The sequence below is a fragment of the Streptosporangium sp. NPDC048047 genome, from assembly GCF_040653115.1.
In the GTDB taxonomy this organism is placed as follows: domain Bacteria; phylum Actinomycetota; class Actinomycetes; order Streptosporangiales; family Streptosporangiaceae; genus Streptosporangium.
Genome location: NZ_JBEZNH010000010.1, coordinates 192,131 through 206,636 on the forward strand (window position 1 = coordinate 192,131; position 14,506 = coordinate 206,636).

18 protein-coding genes, 1 tRNA gene and 1 pseudogene are annotated in these 14,506 nt (G+C 70.1%); 7 read left to right on the forward strand and 13 right to left on the reverse strand.

The genetic code is table 11. The annotated features are described in order from the left end of the window. Nucleotides 1-168: 168 nt before the first annotated feature. The 4 genes from AB0D67_RS12145 to AB0D67_RS12160 all read left to right on the forward strand — a co-directional run bounded on the left by AB0D67_RS12145 (nt 169) and on the right by AB0D67_RS12160 (nt 2,684). On the forward strand, nt 169-1,215 hold the full coding sequence (locus AB0D67_RS12145; protein WP_362932774.1) for an NBR1-Ig-like domain-containing protein: 1,047 nt from the start codon (nt 169-171) through the stop codon (nt 1,213-1,215). Nucleotides 1,216-1,473: 258 nt separating this feature from the next. Beyond that, on the forward strand, nt 1,474-1,818 hold the full coding sequence (locus AB0D67_RS12150; protein WP_362932777.1) for a hypothetical protein: 345 nt from the start codon (nt 1,474-1,476) through the stop codon (nt 1,816-1,818). Between the two features lie 248 nt (nt 1,819-2,066). Next, nucleotides 2,067-2,143: transfer RNA gene (locus AB0D67_RS12155), tRNA-Thr, on the forward strand. A 346-nt stretch (nt 2,144-2,489) separates the two neighbouring features. Next, entirely contained in the window at nt 2,490-2,684 is a 195-nt protein-coding gene (locus tag AB0D67_RS12160) for a hypothetical protein (RefSeq protein WP_362932780.1), read from the forward strand. Between the two features lie 59 nt (nt 2,685-2,743). Here AB0D67_RS12160 and AB0D67_RS12165 read toward each other — a convergent pair whose 3' ends face one another. From AB0D67_RS12165 to AB0D67_RS12210, 10 genes and pseudogenes are all read right to left on the reverse strand, one after another. Continuing rightward, complete coding sequence (locus AB0D67_RS12165) at nt 2,744-3,982, reverse strand: tyrosine-type recombinase/integrase (protein ID WP_362932841.1); 1,239 nt, start codon at nt 3,980-3,982, stop codon at nt 2,744-2,746. Next, a complete protein-coding gene (locus tag AB0D67_RS12170) occupies nt 3,979-4,164 on the reverse strand; it encodes a helix-turn-helix domain-containing protein (protein WP_362932783.1) in 186 nt (61 codons plus the stop codon). The genes AB0D67_RS12165 and AB0D67_RS12170 overlap by 4 nt, the downstream gene beginning before the upstream one ends. Then, a complete protein-coding gene (locus AB0D67_RS12175; protein WP_362932786.1) occupies nt 4,161-5,540 on the reverse strand; it encodes a replication initiator in 1,380 nt (459 codons plus the stop codon). Before AB0D67_RS12175 ends, AB0D67_RS12170 begins: the two co-directional genes overlap by 4 nt. Nucleotides 5,541-5,642: 102 nt before the next feature. After that, nucleotides 5,643-5,804, reverse strand: coding sequence for a hypothetical protein (locus AB0D67_RS12180; protein WP_362932789.1), 162 nt, complete (start codon nt 5,802-5,804; stop codon nt 5,643-5,645). After that, the gene (locus AB0D67_RS12185; protein WP_362932792.1) at nt 5,801-5,977 is read right to left on the reverse strand and encodes a hypothetical protein; all 177 of its coding nucleotides are present in this window, start codon (nt 5,975-5,977) and stop codon (nt 5,801-5,803) included. Before AB0D67_RS12185 ends, AB0D67_RS12180 begins: the two co-directional genes overlap by 4 nt. Before the next feature lie 18 nt (nt 5,978-5,995). After that, nucleotides 5,996-6,313 (reverse strand): hypothetical protein, encoded by a 318-nt coding sequence (locus AB0D67_RS12190; RefSeq protein WP_362932844.1) that lies wholly within the window; start codon nt 6,311-6,313, stop codon nt 5,996-5,998. 19 nt (nt 6,314-6,332) lie between these two features. Continuing rightward, the gene (locus AB0D67_RS12195; protein WP_362932846.1) at nt 6,333-6,461 is read right to left on the reverse strand and encodes a hypothetical protein; all 129 of its coding nucleotides are present in this window, start codon (nt 6,459-6,461) and stop codon (nt 6,333-6,335) included. A gap of 344 nt (nt 6,462-6,805) precedes the next feature. Further along, nucleotides 6,806-7,042 (reverse strand): annotated as a pseudogene (locus tag AB0D67_RS12200) (DUF2637 domain-containing protein); the annotation flags it as partial. Nucleotides 7,043-7,074: 32 nt separating this feature from the next. Beyond that, nucleotides 7,075-8,451, reverse strand: coding sequence for an FtsK/SpoIIIE domain-containing protein (locus AB0D67_RS12205; protein ID WP_362932794.1), 1,377 nt, complete (start codon nt 8,449-8,451; stop codon nt 7,075-7,077). Beyond that, a complete protein-coding gene (locus tag AB0D67_RS12210; protein ID WP_362932797.1) occupies nt 8,448-8,831 on the reverse strand; it encodes a hypothetical protein in 384 nt (127 codons plus the stop codon). Before AB0D67_RS12210 ends, AB0D67_RS12205 begins: the two co-directional genes overlap by 4 nt. A gap of 168 nt (nt 8,832-8,999) precedes the next feature. Here AB0D67_RS12210 and AB0D67_RS12215 point away from each other — a divergent pair, with 168 nt between their 5' ends. The 3 genes from AB0D67_RS12215 to AB0D67_RS12225 all read left to right on the forward strand — a co-directional run bounded on the left by AB0D67_RS12215 (nt 9,000) and on the right by AB0D67_RS12225 (nt 11,302). Then, on the forward strand, nt 9,000-9,395 hold the full coding sequence (locus tag AB0D67_RS12215) for a winged helix-turn-helix domain-containing protein (protein WP_362932800.1): 396 nt from the start codon (nt 9,000-9,002) through the stop codon (nt 9,393-9,395). 567 nt (nt 9,396-9,962) lie between these two features. Beyond that, complete coding sequence (locus tag AB0D67_RS12220; RefSeq protein WP_362932803.1) at nt 9,963-10,712, forward strand: AAA family ATPase; 750 nt, start codon at nt 9,963-9,965, stop codon at nt 10,710-10,712. Continuing rightward, entirely contained in the window at nt 10,709-11,302 is a 594-nt protein-coding gene (locus AB0D67_RS12225; protein WP_362932806.1) for a guanylate kinase, read from the forward strand. The genes AB0D67_RS12220 and AB0D67_RS12225 overlap by 4 nt, the downstream gene beginning before the upstream one ends. Nucleotides 11,303-11,742: 440 nt before the next feature. Here AB0D67_RS12225 and AB0D67_RS12230 read toward each other — a convergent pair whose 3' ends face one another. The 3 genes from AB0D67_RS12230 to istA form a co-directional block, all read right to left on the reverse strand. Then, nucleotides 11,743-11,997 carry a hypothetical protein gene (locus AB0D67_RS12230; protein WP_362932809.1) on the reverse strand — a complete coding sequence of 85 codons (255 nt, stop codon included), beginning with the start codon at nt 11,995-11,997 and terminating at the stop codon, nt 11,743-11,745. Between the two features lie 118 nt (nt 11,998-12,115). Continuing rightward, nucleotides 12,116-12,895, reverse strand: coding sequence for an IS21-like element helper ATPase IstB (istB, locus tag AB0D67_RS12235; protein ID WP_362932812.1), 780 nt, complete (start codon nt 12,893-12,895; stop codon nt 12,116-12,118). Nucleotides 12,896-12,991: 96 nt separating this feature from the next. After that, nucleotides 12,992-14,506, reverse strand: a 1,515-nt coding sequence (gene istA, locus AB0D67_RS12240; RefSeq protein WP_362932815.1) for an IS21 family transposase, incomplete at its 5' end; no start/stop codon positions are given.

The window sequence follows — 14,506 nt, forward strand, 5'->3', positions numbered from 1 at the left end:
GCCGCAGCCGCGTCGGCGAGTATGGGTGCGGATGGTCGGCAGTGAACGGGGTGGAGCGTGAAGCCGGAGGAACGGGACCAGGGCCGGGGGAAGCGGCGAGGGCGGCAGGCGAGGCGACCGGATCCCGGCGCGGGCGCGGCGGGGGCGTTCGCCGATCGGCTCTGGCGGTTGAGGCGGGAGGCGGGCGACCCCTCCTACGCGGAGATGTCCGCCCGGCTCGGGGCGGCGGCTTCGAAGTCGTCGCTGGCCAGCGCCGTACAGGGGCGGAAGCTGCCGAGCTGGGAGACGACCTGGGAGTTCGTGCGGGTCCTCGCGGTCGACCGGCTGGGACGCGACCCCGGAGAGACCGAACGCGAGTGGCGGGAACTCTGGGAGCACGCACGGGACGCCGACTCCGATGAAGCCGGCGACACCGGCGGTTCCGGCGCCGATGCCACCGATGACGGCGCCGCCGATGACGCGGCCGGCGTGGAGACGGCGGACGGGTCCGTGCGGGCTGCTGACGGGTCCGTGTGGGCGGCGGACGACGGGCTCGTGAGGGCGGGCGGCGGATCCGTGAGGGGGGCGGACGACGGGTTCGCGGAGGACACGAGGGATACGAGGGATACGGGGGACGTGGAGGACGCGGAGGACGTGATGAACGCGGCGGCTCCGGCCGCGTCCACGCGTTCGCCGGGGCTCGCGCGGCGCGGCCGTGTCATCCGGGTCGTGGCCGCGCTCACCGTCGCCGCGGCCGTCGCCGCCGTCGCCTTCGTGATCGACCTGGTGGTCTCCCGGCCGGCGACGAACGGCGGCGACGGCGACCCTCCGCCGGTGCCGACCTCGGCGCCGGCCGCGCCGCCGACCATGGTTCCGACGGAGGGCGCGATCGCCGGGGACGACTCCGCGTTCCTGGGCGACATCACCTATCCGGACGGCTCGACGGTACGGCGGGGCTCCTCCTTCAGGAAGGTGTGGCGGATACGGAACACCGGGCGGATCCCCTGGAAGGGGAGACGCCTGGTGCGGATCAACTCCGGGCCGTGCCGGACCCCGGAGACGGTGGACATGCCGTTCACGGCTCCCGGGCAGAGCGTGGACATCGCGGTGCGGGTGCGGGCCCCGGAGGAGCCGGGAAACTGCCGGATCTACTGGAAGGTGGTCGACGCGCAGGGGCGGGCCCTGTTTCCGGCCAAGCGGCCGATCTTCCTGGATGTCCAGGTGGAGGGCTCCTGACCTGCGGCTTCTTTTGTCCAATGTCCACGGTCCGGTGGCGGGGCCGAATTGGACAAAGATCCTTCCCATGGGTGGCGGATCGCGTGCCACGATGGTCGGCATCCCGGACCCCAGGGTTTCCGGGATGCCGTGCGACGTGACCCGGAGCGTGCTCCCGGCCGTGCTTCCCGCCGTGTTCCCGACCGTTCCACCGGTCGTGTGCGATTGAGCGCCTCCGGATCGCAGACGTCGTAATCCGACCACGAAGGAGAATCTGTCATGACCAAGAAGATCCGTTCGCTGGCCGTCGCGGCGGGTGTCATTTCCGTGCTGGTGCCGCTCGGCGGCACCGCCCAGGCCGCGGAGACCGGCGCGTCCACCGCCAGGGCCGCGAAGGTGTCCTGCAACTCCCCCGGGACCGGCAACACCACCGTCTGGGGCAAGTGCAAGAACAAGGGGAACAAGACCGGCAAGGCTCGCCTGGTCTACTGGTGCGTCAACGCGATCGGCAACGGCTCGAAGCAGTACCACACTGGGTGGAAGAGCATTAAGCCCGGCAAGACGGTCAAGTTTGTGGGCGAGTGCACCTTCAAGGCTCGTAACCCCTACTTCCAGATCGGCTGATTCCCCCCGGTTCTCGCGACACATGCCTGTCGCGGCGGCGTCCGGATGCCTCCCACCGCACCCGGACACCGCGCCGGTCCGACGCGGGCCCACCCCCCGCGCCGGACCGGCGCGGCCGGAGGAGCCGCCGTCCGTGCCGAACCGGCCCGGACGGCGTCGACGACGCGTGAGAACCGGCCGAATCGGCGGGCGCGAGAGCTCCGCGAAACCTGTAGACTGTCAAAGGTCATGCGATCCCTGCGTGACATGCCGCCTTAGCTCAGTCGGCCAGAGCACTTCACTCGTAATGAAGGGGTCTCGGGTTCGAATCCCGAAGGCGGCTCCAGGTCAGAGGCCCCCACCGGGATCCGGTGGGGGCCTTTTGCTAACACCCCTGCTAACAGCACCACGGAACCGCTGGCAGCTTCCCCGGTAACAAAGCGGGACGAGGCGGGTCGATATAGCCTGTCTTTGCTGATCTCTATCGACCTTGACCACGATCATGGAGATCTTGGTAGCCAAGACAACCCGTGCCTTCCCGATCCATCTCGGACACGAATCGAACACCGGATCACACTGCACGTTCGCGACCCAAGCTGTGGTCACGGGCAAGGTTTTGGAGGCCAGCGCTGAGATCTCGCCGAGGTCTTGGCGCGGCATGTGCCGCATCCGTCCGTCCGAACGGATTAGGTATGTCGATTCGCCCCCTGTGGCTGCGCCTGCTGGTCGCGGCGCTGCTCGCCCTGCCCCTGCTCTGCGTCGTCCTGCTTTCCTTCCCGGCTTGGGTCTCCTGGCCCTTCCTGCCGACGGACAGGCGTCAGACGGTGCTCTCGTTCGTCGACCGGCTCACGAAGTGGGCCAAGGCGATCAGTGGGGGAGGCAGGTAGCCACACAAAGCAGGCCCGTGGGTACCTCACCCACGGGCCTGCTTCAATCGAGAGACTTCCTATTCGAGCGCCTGGGCGAAGACGTCGGCCGCGGCGGCTTCCGCCGAGCGGATCACGTGGGCGTAGACGCGGAGGGTGATCGCGGGATCGGCATGGCCGAGGCGGGCCGCGACCACGTGGACGGGAATGCCCGCCAACAGGAGCGTCGTCGCGTGGATGTGCCTGAGGTCATGTAGCCGGGCGTAAGGAAGCGGTTCGGCCGGGGCCTGGTCCTTGTCCTGCGGTTCGTTGTGCGCCCGGATGAGCTTGGCCGGCAGTGACGTCACGGTGGTGGGATAGATAGGGCCACCCCAAGCGGTTGTGAAAACATGGCCGTTCTCCTCTCCCTGCCAGCCGTCGCCGACACGGGCTCTCTCGGCTTCCTGCGCTTCCCGGTGCTCCCGAAGGACGGTCACCGTGCCCTCGTCGATGGTGACCACGCGAGTCCGGCCGCTCTTCGTGGTGCCGGCGATGTGCTGGCCGTCGACGACGCCCGTCGAGCCCTTGATGGTGATCTGTCGCCCTTCCAGGTCGACGTCAGGCCACCGCAGGTTCAGCAGTTCACCCCGCCGGGCACCCGTATAGGCCGCCAGATGGAAGAAGGCATAAAGCCGATGGGACCGAGCCACCTCTAGAAACGTCCGGAGTTGAGCCGGAGTCCAGAGCATCCCTGGTTCCTGGGACTCCGTACGGGGACGCTTGGCCTTGTCGACGGGGGAGCTACTCAGGTACTCGTGGACCACCACGGCGTCACGGAAGGCACGGCGGAGGATCGCATGCGTGTGGACGACGGTGGACACCGCCAGCGGCTTCCCGTTCCGTCCACCGCGGGTGAGGAGATCCCGGTAGAGCTTCGTGATCGCCGAGGGACGGACCGCCTGAAGCCGCATCTTGCCGATGTGCGGCTTGATGTAGAGACGGATGCTGATCCGGTAGTCCTCCAGCGTTCCCGGCTTGATCTCCATGGCGTGGTCCTCAATCCACATGTCGAGGTACTCCCCCACAGTGATCTCGTTCCGGTCGACGTACTCACCCCGCCGGGCGTTCACCCGCGCCTCATCACGGGCCGCCTTGGCGTCGTCCTCGGTGGCGAAGCCGCCCACCCACCTGGGCTTACTCTCGCCGGTCTCGGGATCCTTGACGCGGATCACATACGACCAGGTGCTTCCGCGCTTCATGACCCCGTCGCGGAGCTTGGGCGTGTTCTTCTTGCTCGGCTTGCCGTCGGGGCCGGTGGCGTCGGCGAGAGGCTTGGTCATGCCGCACACTCCATGGAGGCCAGGCGAGCGATGTAGTCGTGCAGGGCTGAGACGGGCACCCGCCGGGAGCCGTCGATCCGGACCGAGGCGACCGCACCGGAGGCGATCAGCTCGTAGAGCTTGCTCCGGGAGATCGCCAGGGCCGCGGCGGCTTCGGAGACGGTCAGCAGGAGGGGAGTCATGAGCCACCCCCGGCGACGTCGACGGGAGCAGGGAGAGGGTTTCCGGTAAGAGCGCTTGCCAGAAGGGCGTCACCGAGGGAGTAGCCCTGTCCGGCGTACTCCCAGTGGGAGACGACGAGGACGGTGTCCTCGTCGAAGAGCGGGAGTCGGCCGGTGCTGACGGCCTCGTCGCGCATGTAGTCGGCGCGTTCGGCGCGGATGTCGCTGAGGGTGGTGGAGTAGCGGCGGCTCTTGGTGGAGAAGTGGCCGCGGAAGCCGAGCATGTGCGCCCACTGGGCAAGGCGGAGGTCGGCCAGTTCGTCGAGGGCGCCCAGGCGCAGGCATTCGGCGATGAGCCGCCGGGCGTGCTCGCGCAGCGGCAGGGCCGCCAGGTCGTCGAGGGGACTGATACGCCGGTCGAGGGTGCCGACGCATTCGGCGGCCTTGGTGGCGTACTTGGCGATGTAGCCGGCCACCGCCTGATCGGTGAGCTCACCGTCCAAGGTGATCGGGCGGACGTCGAGCTGAGCGCCCCAGCGCAGCACCCGCGCCGGTTCGTCCCCTGCGGCCGGGGCGGTGACCGTCACGGCCGAGACGGCGTGCCGTACGGCGTCAGCCAGGACGTCGGCGCTCGCCCAGGCCGGGGGCGGGGAGGAAGGTCCGTCGGGGCCGTCGAGGCGGATGACGGCGTGGAAGTGGACGACACCGCGCCGCTGGTACTCGGCGACCTTGGCGAAGGAGACCACGGCCCGCTCACGTAGCTCCCGCACGGTCAGGCCCGCGGCTTTGGCGATGTTGCGGCGGAGCGCCAGGGTGAAGCGCCGCCACAGCTCCGGCGACAGAGCGTTGAACAGCACGCTTCCCGCGTAGTCGTAGCAGTCCGAGCACAGCGGCTCACCGAGACAGGTCTCTTCGGCGCCGTGCCGGGCGGTGCAGGACATGACCCGCCCGTGCGGGCATGTCGGGGCGTCGCGGCGGGCGCGGCAGGGCAGGGGTTTGCCGTTCTTCTCCCGCCGGGTGTGGACGGTGCCGAAGGAGGGGGCGGTGAGGGTGACGAACAGGCACGGATGGCCGGTGACGGTCGCCGGGACGCCCTTGCCTCCGACGAGGCCGGCGCGGATGAGCTGGTAGGTGTCGGCCCGGTAGGTCTCGGCGCAGGCCGGGCAGCGGGAGGCCCGGCGGGTCTTGCACGGGACGCGCAGGACGCCGTCCGGTTCGGTTGCGGTGGTGTAGGAGTGCAGCCGCTCACCGGTGGCGGGGTCGAGGTGGTGGACGTGGCCGCGCAGGTGGATCGGCTGGCGGCAGCCGCCGGTGGCGCGGATCTGGGCGGCCCAGCGGGCGTAGTGGGGATCGTGGAGCCGGGTGATGAGTCCGGCGATCGCGTGGGCGCTTGGCATGATGGGGTGCGTCCCTTCCGGGTCGAGAGGTTCGGTTCGGGATGGCCCCCGACGTGACGGACGTCTTGGCGGATGTGTGGTCACGCCGGGGGCGCCAAGGGCTCAGCAGAAGCCGAGGCCCTCGCAGTGCTCGCAGGTCTCGCCGTGGCCATCGACGCCGGTCGCGCCGCAGTGGCAGCACTGCCAGCGCCGGGGAGCGATGCCTACGGGGTCGCCGGTCGGGGCGTTGGGGTCGACGGTCGGGGCGTTGGGGTCGTCGGTCATGTGATCCATCTCCGGGTGTCGCGTCTGGGGGCGGTGTTGAGGAACACCCGCCAGGTATGGGGCCGCTCGTGCAGCTTCATGACCGGCGATATCTGCCGGATCGGCAGGAGCGTGCGGATGGTGTTGGCGGCGTGGACGACTTCGGCATATGTGCCGTCGATGCGGATGCGCATGGGGGTTCTCCTTGAAGGTCAGGCGGCGGAGGCGGTGCGGTCCGCCGAGGGGGTGGCCGTGCGGGCGGTGGTGAGGATGCCGACCGCCTCGTAGCGGACGGGGCCGAAGTCGAGGCGGATGCGCCGGTGACCGTGAGCGGCGTCCTCGGGGTCGATGTGCAGGCCGAGCAGGGTGGCGATCCGGTCGATCTCGGCGCGGATCGCGGTGTCGGTTCCCCGGGCGAAGTAGTAGAGAGTCGGGAAGGCCGGGACGGGCACGCCGGGGTTGGCCGCGAGGAAGGCGGCGAGGTCGACCAGGCCCTTGACCAGGGCGGCGCGGGAGTCGGTGGCGGTCATGAGCGGTTCTCCTTGCGGTTCAGGCCGGTTCGGGGTGGTGGAGGGTGCGCAGCAGGTCTGCGGCGAGCTGGTTGGACACGCCGAGGCGGGCGCGCAGGGCATCGCGGGTGATGGGCCGGCCGTGCCGGGCGTGGTGCTCGGCGGCCACCCGGCGGGCGTAGTCGACGAGTTCACCGGTCGGCCCGGTTCCGCCGCGGTCGCCGGATGGTTCGGTCCGGGCCGGTACGGCGGGGCCGGGTGAAGGGACGAGCGCAGCGGTTTCGGCCGAGGGCTCCGGGACAGCGTGCGGGACAGGGGCGGGAGCGGGGAGAGGTTCCGGGGCCGGTTCGGGTTGAGGGGTCGAAGCGCGTCGTTCGAGCATGGAGACGGCGATGAGGAAGGCGCCGGCCGGGGTCGCGGCGCAGATCCATCCCCAGGGGTCGGTTCGGCTTGGGCGAGGTTGGCGGCCAGGGACAGGGTGATCCCGCCGACGAGGACGAGGGTGGGCCAGGAGATCCAGCCGTCCGGGCGGCGGCCGGTTTTTCGGTCGCGCTGGCGTTCCCGGGCGGCCATGACGCAGGTGAGATCGACGCAGACGGCCACGGCCCATGCCATCGGCCCGTTCTGGCCGTGTTCGGTGGCGGTGCCGCGGATGTGGGTGAAGCTGCCTGCTCCGGCGATGAGCGCGAGGATCAGCACCGGTCCGGCGTCGGCGAGCCGTACGGCCAGCCGGGGCTTGCTCGTGGTCATCGTTTTCCTCCTTCGGGTGGGGTCGAGGGGGTTCAGGCGGCGAATTCGGGGGTGTCGTCGGTGGCGGGCAGTTCGTGGCCGAGGCCGGAGGCGGCGACCTGGTTCCAGGAGGGGGTCAGGTGGGCGTAGGCGGTGGCGGCGTGTTCGGCGGTGGTGGTGGAGACGTAGCCGGACCGCGCCCGGTACCAGCGGCCGTCGGAGCCGGTGATGACGGCGACGCCGGGCAGTTCCGGGGCGATGGAGCGGGCGGCAACGAGGGCGTCGGGGTCGAGGTCGCCGAGGGTCATGACCGCGGTTTCGGGGTCGTTGACCCGGTGGCAGACGCGTCCGCCGATCTGGGCGCGCAGTGCGGTGACGCCGGGGCCGAGGTCGGAGCCGATGCGCTGGCCCGACAGCACCAGGTGGATGCCGAACGCGCGGCCGAGCTGGGCGATGCGCAGCAGCGCGGTAGCGGTCCGGGTGACCTGGTCCTTTTCGGCCTTGTCGGCGGTGAGGTACAGCTCTGCCAGCTCGTCGACCAGGACCACGACCGGGATGGGCCTGCATGCGTCGGGGAGTTGCCAGATGTCGCGGACCCCGTAGCGGCGGCAGGCGAGCATTCGGGCGCCCATGACCGCGATGAGGTCGCCGAGCAGGTTGAGGCATTCGGTGCGGGTGGTGGCCAGGGCGGTGAGGCGGTCGGCGTAGGCCGACAGCTCCACTCCGCCCTTGAGGTCGAAGCCGACCAGGGCGACCGGTTGCGGGGCCAGGCCGACGATGAGCGCGTTGATCAGGTTGGACTTGCCCGACTGGGTGGCGCCGGCGTTCATCCAGTGCGGGATGAGACGGAAGTCCATCCGCCAGGCCGCGCCGGTCTCCAGCACCCCGACGACGGGGCGAAGCAGGTCGCCGGCCCGCCAGCCGTCCCGGGGCTCAGCCGGGGGTACGGCCGGTGCGACGTGCGCTAAAGGGTCGCGGGTGATCCCTTGGAGGGTGACACGGCCGGGGCGGGAGCCGACGACGCGCACGGCCTCGATGCGCCAGGCGTGCGCGAGCCGTTCGCAGACCTTGGCGTAGTCGTCGGGCACCTGTCCGTCGAGGAGGTGGAAGGTGACGCGGAAGCCGTTGCGGGTGGGCCGGGGCAGGCCCATCCAGGGCTTGGTGTCGACCTCGACCCGCTGGAAGCGCCGCCGGACCCGGACGACGCCGGTCGAGGCGACGAGGTTGGGGATGACGGTGAACCACCAGCGGCGGCGTTTTTCGGTCAGTCCGCAGCCGGAGGCCACGTGCCGCCAGGACCAGCGCAGCCACAGGGCTTTGCGCGGGAAGACCAGGACGTACCAGTAGGAGACCGGCGCCCAGCGCCGCCAGGCGATCAGGACGACCAAGGCGGCGAGGACCTTGAGCAGGGGGTGGCCGAGGTCGATCACAGGTCCGCCCCCGTCCTGACCGGAGCCACCGAGGCGGCCGGGGTGGCCGGTCTGCTGTAGCCGGCGGAGGCGGCGGGCAGGAAGGAGGCGGCCCGGTAGGCGATGCCCCAGCGGCCGGCCTGCTCCCAGACGTAGCCGACGAGGTTGACCGGGATGACCTCCTCGCCCGCGGTGACCTGCGGTTCGGGGGTGGTGGTGACCTTGACCAGCTCCATGCGGTTGAACTCGTCCTCGATGAGGAGGGTGAGCTCGTACATGACGTTGCCGTCCTTGTCGCGCTTGATCTCGCCGGTCTCCCGGCTGACGAGGCGGGGCTTGGGCGGCTTGACGCAGGTGATCTGGAGCTTGCTGACGTCGACGGGGATGGGGATGGTGCGCATGGCTGATGTCCTTCACTGAGGTGAGACGGTGGAACTCTTGGAGTACATGGAACGCTTGGAATTCTAAGTTGTCAAGGAGTGCTTTGGCGCCCTGGTTGGTTTCTTTGCCGAGGTGTGCTCAACTGGAGACGGAGCAAAGTGGAGCAAGACGAATCACTATGAAGCGCCGTGAAGCGCGACGAAGCGAGACGAACGCCGATGGTGGAGAAGAGCGGCCGACCGGCCTACCTGCAGATCGTCGACGAGTTGCGCGGGCAGATCCGCGCCGGCTCCCTGCAACCCGGTGCCGCCCTGCCGTCGATCGCCCAGCTCTGCGACCGCTTCGACGTCTCCGCCAGCGTGGTCAAAGCCGCGATCAGCGTCCTGCGGACCGAGGGGCTCGTGGTCGGCCAGCAGGGCAAGGGGGTGTTCGTCCGCCAGGCCCCCGCCGGGCCGTCCGAGCCGGTCGCCCCCGAAGCGGCGTCGGAGATCTTGGAACAGATCACCCAGATGCGCCGCTCGCTCAAGCAGATGGGGGACCGTCTCTCCGCTCTTGAGGCGGCAGTCTTCGAAGAGCGAGGCTGATCTCACCGAGCCGGCACGCCAGCTCGTCCAGCTCCGCCCGGATCGCGTTCAACTCCCAGACGATGCGCTCAGGGTCCGGAATCATCGCTTCCCCCTCTGTTCGGTGGTGTCCTTACCGCCTTGCGGCGTGACCTAATTCCACCGTGAGCTGCGGCTTCCCGGTATCACGTCGAGCTGGTTAAGCTTCTTCAGCTGCTCTCAACGTCCATTTACACGAGCGTTTTCACATGCACGACCGCACACCGCGCACGACCCTCCACAGCGTGAAGGCGAAGGTATGCAATGAAGACGACCCAGCGCCCCGGCTGGACCCCTTCCCGCCTGCGGGAACACCGTGAGGCCCACGGCCTGACCCTGGAAGCCGCGGGCGAGCGGCTCCGCCAGGCGGCCAGCGGCCACGGCCTGGCCGTACCGGCCGCGAACTTCCAGACCATCTGGTCGCACGAGCAAGGCGCCGTCTATCCAGGCCCGCATTACCGGCGCGCATATTGCCTGCTTTACCAGGCCACCGAGCCCGAACTTGGCTTTCGACCCCCCTTGCCCGGTGAATCCCAGAAAGCGGAAATCATGATTTCCGATTTGCCCGCGCCCGCCGACCCCGCCGCGGACAACGCCGCCGCCCAGGTCATTGAGGAAGCCTTCACCAAGGTCTCCGTCGGGGACATCAGCTCCGGTTCCCCTCGGGCCCTCCTTCGCAACCGGGTGGTCGACGCCTGGCGCCGGCGCCACGGTGGCGGCAGCCCCAAGCCCATCCTCGTCCTCGTCGGCGGGTACGCCGGATCGGGCAAGACCGAGTTCTCCCGCTTCCTGTCCGACATCACCGGCTGGGCGTTCCTGGACAAGGACTCCCTGACCCGCTGCATCGTGGAGCGGCTACTCATCTCCCTCGGCGGCGACCCCCACGACCGCCACACCGAGCTGTATCTCAAGGAGGTCCGCCCCTTCGAGTACCGGTGCCTGATGGAGACCGCGTGGGACAACCTCAAGGTCGGCACCTCGGCCATCCTGTCGGCCCCGTTCATCGCCGAGCTCAAGGATGCGGAGTGGTTCGCCCGGCTGGAGAACCGGTGCGCGGCCAAGGGCGTGGACGTGGCCGCGATCTGGGTCCGCTGCGATCCCGAGTCGATGCGGGAGTACATCGAGTTCCGCGGCGCCGCCCGGGACGCCTGGAAGCTGGAGAACTGGGAGCAGTACGTGGCCGGCCTGGACGTCGAGACCAGCCCGCCCACCGCCCACGTCACGGTCGACAACCGGCTCGGCTCAGCGATCAGTCTCGCCGACCAGACCCGCGAAGCCCTCAAGCGGATCTTGTCGTGAGCCCGGCCGGAGTCGTTCTGTACGGCCCGCCGGCCAGCGGCAAGGACACCGTTACCGCCGCCCTCACCCGCGCCGATCCGCGGTTCGTGTTGCTGCCCAAGCTCAAGGTCGGCACCGGCCGCGGCCAGGGGTATGAGTTCGTCACCGCCGAACGTCTCGCCGAGCTGCGTGATGCCGGGCGGCTGCTGGCCGAGACGCACCGCTATGGCAACGTCTACGCCGTCGACCGGCAGATGATTGAGGACCTCACCGCCGCCGGAGCCGTACCGGTCACGCACATGGGCAACCTCGCGGACTTGCGCCGCCTCGTCGGCCGCGAGCCGGACGGGTGGCTTCGCGTGCTGCTGTGGGTGCCGCGCGAGGTCACTGCCCAACGCTCCCAAGACCGCGGCGACGCTGACACCGAGCGGCGCCTTGCCGCGTGGGACGAGACCCTCGTCGACCTGGAGGCCGGTGCGGACGCGGGATTCTTTCACCTGCGCCTCCACACCGACCGCATCAGCGCGGATGCCGCGGCCAAGGAGATCATGGGCGCCTACGACCGGTTGCGCACGGCCGGGCGTTCTCGCGAGGAGGCACACCCCCGGTGAGCCGCGCCGCCACCTCCGGCGGGATCAAGTCCAGCCGCCACCAGGTCCCGCAACCGGCGCACCGCGCGCCGGTCCATGCCCCGTCCGGGGTCGATGTCCACGACACCGAGCGGTGCGGGCAGCCGCCAGAGGCGAGCCGGTCCGTCATCCTTCCGCCTCCTCCTACGGTGGCCGCCTGAGCGGCGGGTGTTTCGTGCTTCCCCCGCCCCTGCTGGACCGGTGGTGTCTCCTCGGACGATCGGCCCCGTCTACGGGGAACGCGCAGAGCGGTGACCGACGGGGGCGGCGGGCACCGCTCCCGGGGCCGACATCGAGACCGAGCCACCATTGGGGACGGCCGACGAGGGGCGGGGGAAGTCTGGGGGCCGGGAGCCGTGTGGGACGGGTTCCCGGCAGGCGGGGCGGCGAGATCCCCTCCATTCTTGCCGCCCCGCCCGTCTTCAGCAGGCGTGCCCGGACAGAACCGCCGTCCAGGTGGCCTGAGCTTCAGCGATCGAAACGGGCGTGGTCTCCTGGATATGGGGTGCGCCGTCGAGCTGGACCGTCCGGCGCAGGAACGCCCGCCCGCCACCGACGCACAACTCATAGACCGTCGCCCGGCATGAGCACGTCCAGGCCGCCGGCCGCACCCGCACCAGCGACCGGCACGGCGCCCGCCACACCAGCCGCTCACAGCCACGTTGCGGCATCGCCACGTGCGGACTAAGGCACGTGTGGACGGTCAGGAATTTCTCCGGGTAGGCGGCCAGCCTGATCCAGGCTGGCGGCCATGAGATCTCCAGGTCAGCGGACGGTTGGCGTCCCGGCTGGCGGTCAGGTCAGGGGAATGACGCCTTTCCCGGCGAGGGCTTCGGCCAGGCGGTGGGATTCGCCGCTGGTCTCGACCATGTGGGCGTGGTGCATGAGCCGGTCGACGGTGGCGGTGGCCATGGTCTTGGGCATGATCGTGTCGAAGCCGGAGGGGTGGATGTTGCTGGTGACGGCGAGGCTGCGGCGTTCGTAGGCGGCGTCGACGAGGCGGTAGAAGGCTTCGGCGGTCTCGTGGCTGACGGGCAGCAGGCCGATGTCGTCGACGACGATGATGTCGGAGCGGCAGATCTTGGCGATGGTCCGGGCGATGCTGCTGTCGACCTTGGCGCGGCCGATGGTGACCGCCAGGGTCTCCAGGGTGAACCAGGACACGCGCAGGTCGGCGTCGATGGCCTGATGACAGAGGGCTTCCATGAAGTGGGTCTTGCCGGTGCCGGACGGGCCGGAGATCACGCAGTTCTCGCGGCGGCCGACCCATTCCAGGGTGCGCAGCGCGTTCTGGGTGGCCTGCGGGATGGATGACAGCTCGCTCTTCCAGGAGTCGAAGGTCTTGCCGGCGGGCAGGCCGGCGCTCTTGCGGCGGCTGCGGCGGGTGGCGTGGTCACGGCCGACGACCTCCTCGGCGAGTAGGACCCGCACCACTTCGGCGGGATCCCAGCGCTGAGCGCGGGCGGTGGCCAGCACCTCGGGTGCGGCTTTGCGGGCGTAAGGGAAGCGCATCCGGGTGAACAATGCTTCCAGCTCGTCGGGGATGGGTGGCGCCTTGGGCAGCGAAACGCTCATGTGTAGTCTCCCAGTTGTGTGAGTGGTCAGGCCGCCGAGGTCGGCATGGCAGTTGATGTCGGCGGCCCGGCCGGTCCCTGGTCAGGTCCCGGCCGCTCAGGTCTGTTTCGTGCGCTGCGGGGTGCTTGCGCGGACGGCGGCCCAGGAGGCGGTGCCGGGCTGGGCGGAGTGCTTTTCGTCGGCGACGGAGGTCGGGCCGCCGGCCGCGCTGCTGCGGGCCAGGTGGTCGCAGATGGACGCCAGGTCGGTCTCGCCGAAGCGGCCGTGGATGGCGGCCAGGCCGAGTGCGGCATCGACGCGTTCAGCGCCGACCAGGGAGGCGAGTTCGATCGCGCGGGCCATTTTGGCCCGGATCCGGGCCACCCCGGTGGCCGCGGCCTCGATGAGCCAGGCCTCGGCGCCCGGTCCGATGGCCAAGAAGCGTTCCTCGGCCTTGGTCTGCGGGCGTGCTTTGGGTTGGCGGGGTCCGTTGCCGCCGGGGTGGTCGGGGTAGTGGGCCTCGACGATGCGGGGCCGGCCGGGGGTCGACAGCTGGTGCCGCCATAGTTCGGCCAGGCCGGCGCCGCCGGTCTGCTGCTCGCCCGGCCCGTCGTGAACACGTCGGCCGACGATGACCAGTTCCTCGCCGTGCACCCGGCACCAGACCTTGCGGCCTTCGTGGCCGGGGGGCACCGAGTAGCGGACATCGCCCCAGCGGACGGTGCGGTCGTCTGCGACCAGGCGTTCTTCTCCCAGGGCGAGTGCGTAGGGGTCGGCGGGCAGGGGGTGCAGGTGGCCGCGTTCTTCCTCCAGCAGGTGGGCCGGGAGGCGGTGGGTGGCCCGGTGCGTGCGGTGGTTGACCTGCTCGGCCCAGCGGGCGCAGGCGTCCTGCAACTCGGCGAAGCTGCCGTAGCTGGAGCGCAGGTTCGTGGTGGTGGGCACCAGATCGGCTTTGGCGATCTTCACGGTGTTCTCCACGCCGCCCTTGGACTCGGGATCGAACGGCTCGCAGGTGTGCACCACGCACCCGTAGTGGCGGCCGAGCTCGACCATCTGCGGGTGCCGGACCGGGATCTTGGCGATGTGCTCGACGGTGACGGTGCGGGGGTTGTCGGTCAGCAGGTAGGTGGGCGCGCCGCCGATGATGCGCAGCGCCGCGTCCAGGCAGGCGGTCAGCGACCCCAGTGTCTGGTCCCAGGCCGGCAGCACCACCCGGAACTTCGACCAGGCCAGCCAGGCGCAAAACAGCTGAGTACGGCGTCCGGCGATGCGTGGCCCCTCGCCCCAGTCCCATTGCAGCCACATGCCCGGCTCGGGGATCCAGGGCCGGTAGATCCTGCGCCGGCCCGCCCGCCACGAGTCCTTGATGGCCGCGACGGCTCGCCGGGTGGTGCGCTCCGAGCCGCGAAAGCCCATCGCGACCAGGTCTTTGTGCACCACATCGGCCCGGACCTTGCCGCCTGAGCGCTCGACCTTCTCCTCGATCTTCGCCAGGAACGGATCGATCGACCTGGGCCGCGATGAGCGATCCGACGGGATGCCTCCCGCCTCGCGCATCGCCACATAGCGCTGCACGGTCTTGGGGTCGCATCCAGCCAGCTGCGCAGCCGACCAGGCGCATCCGGTCAGATC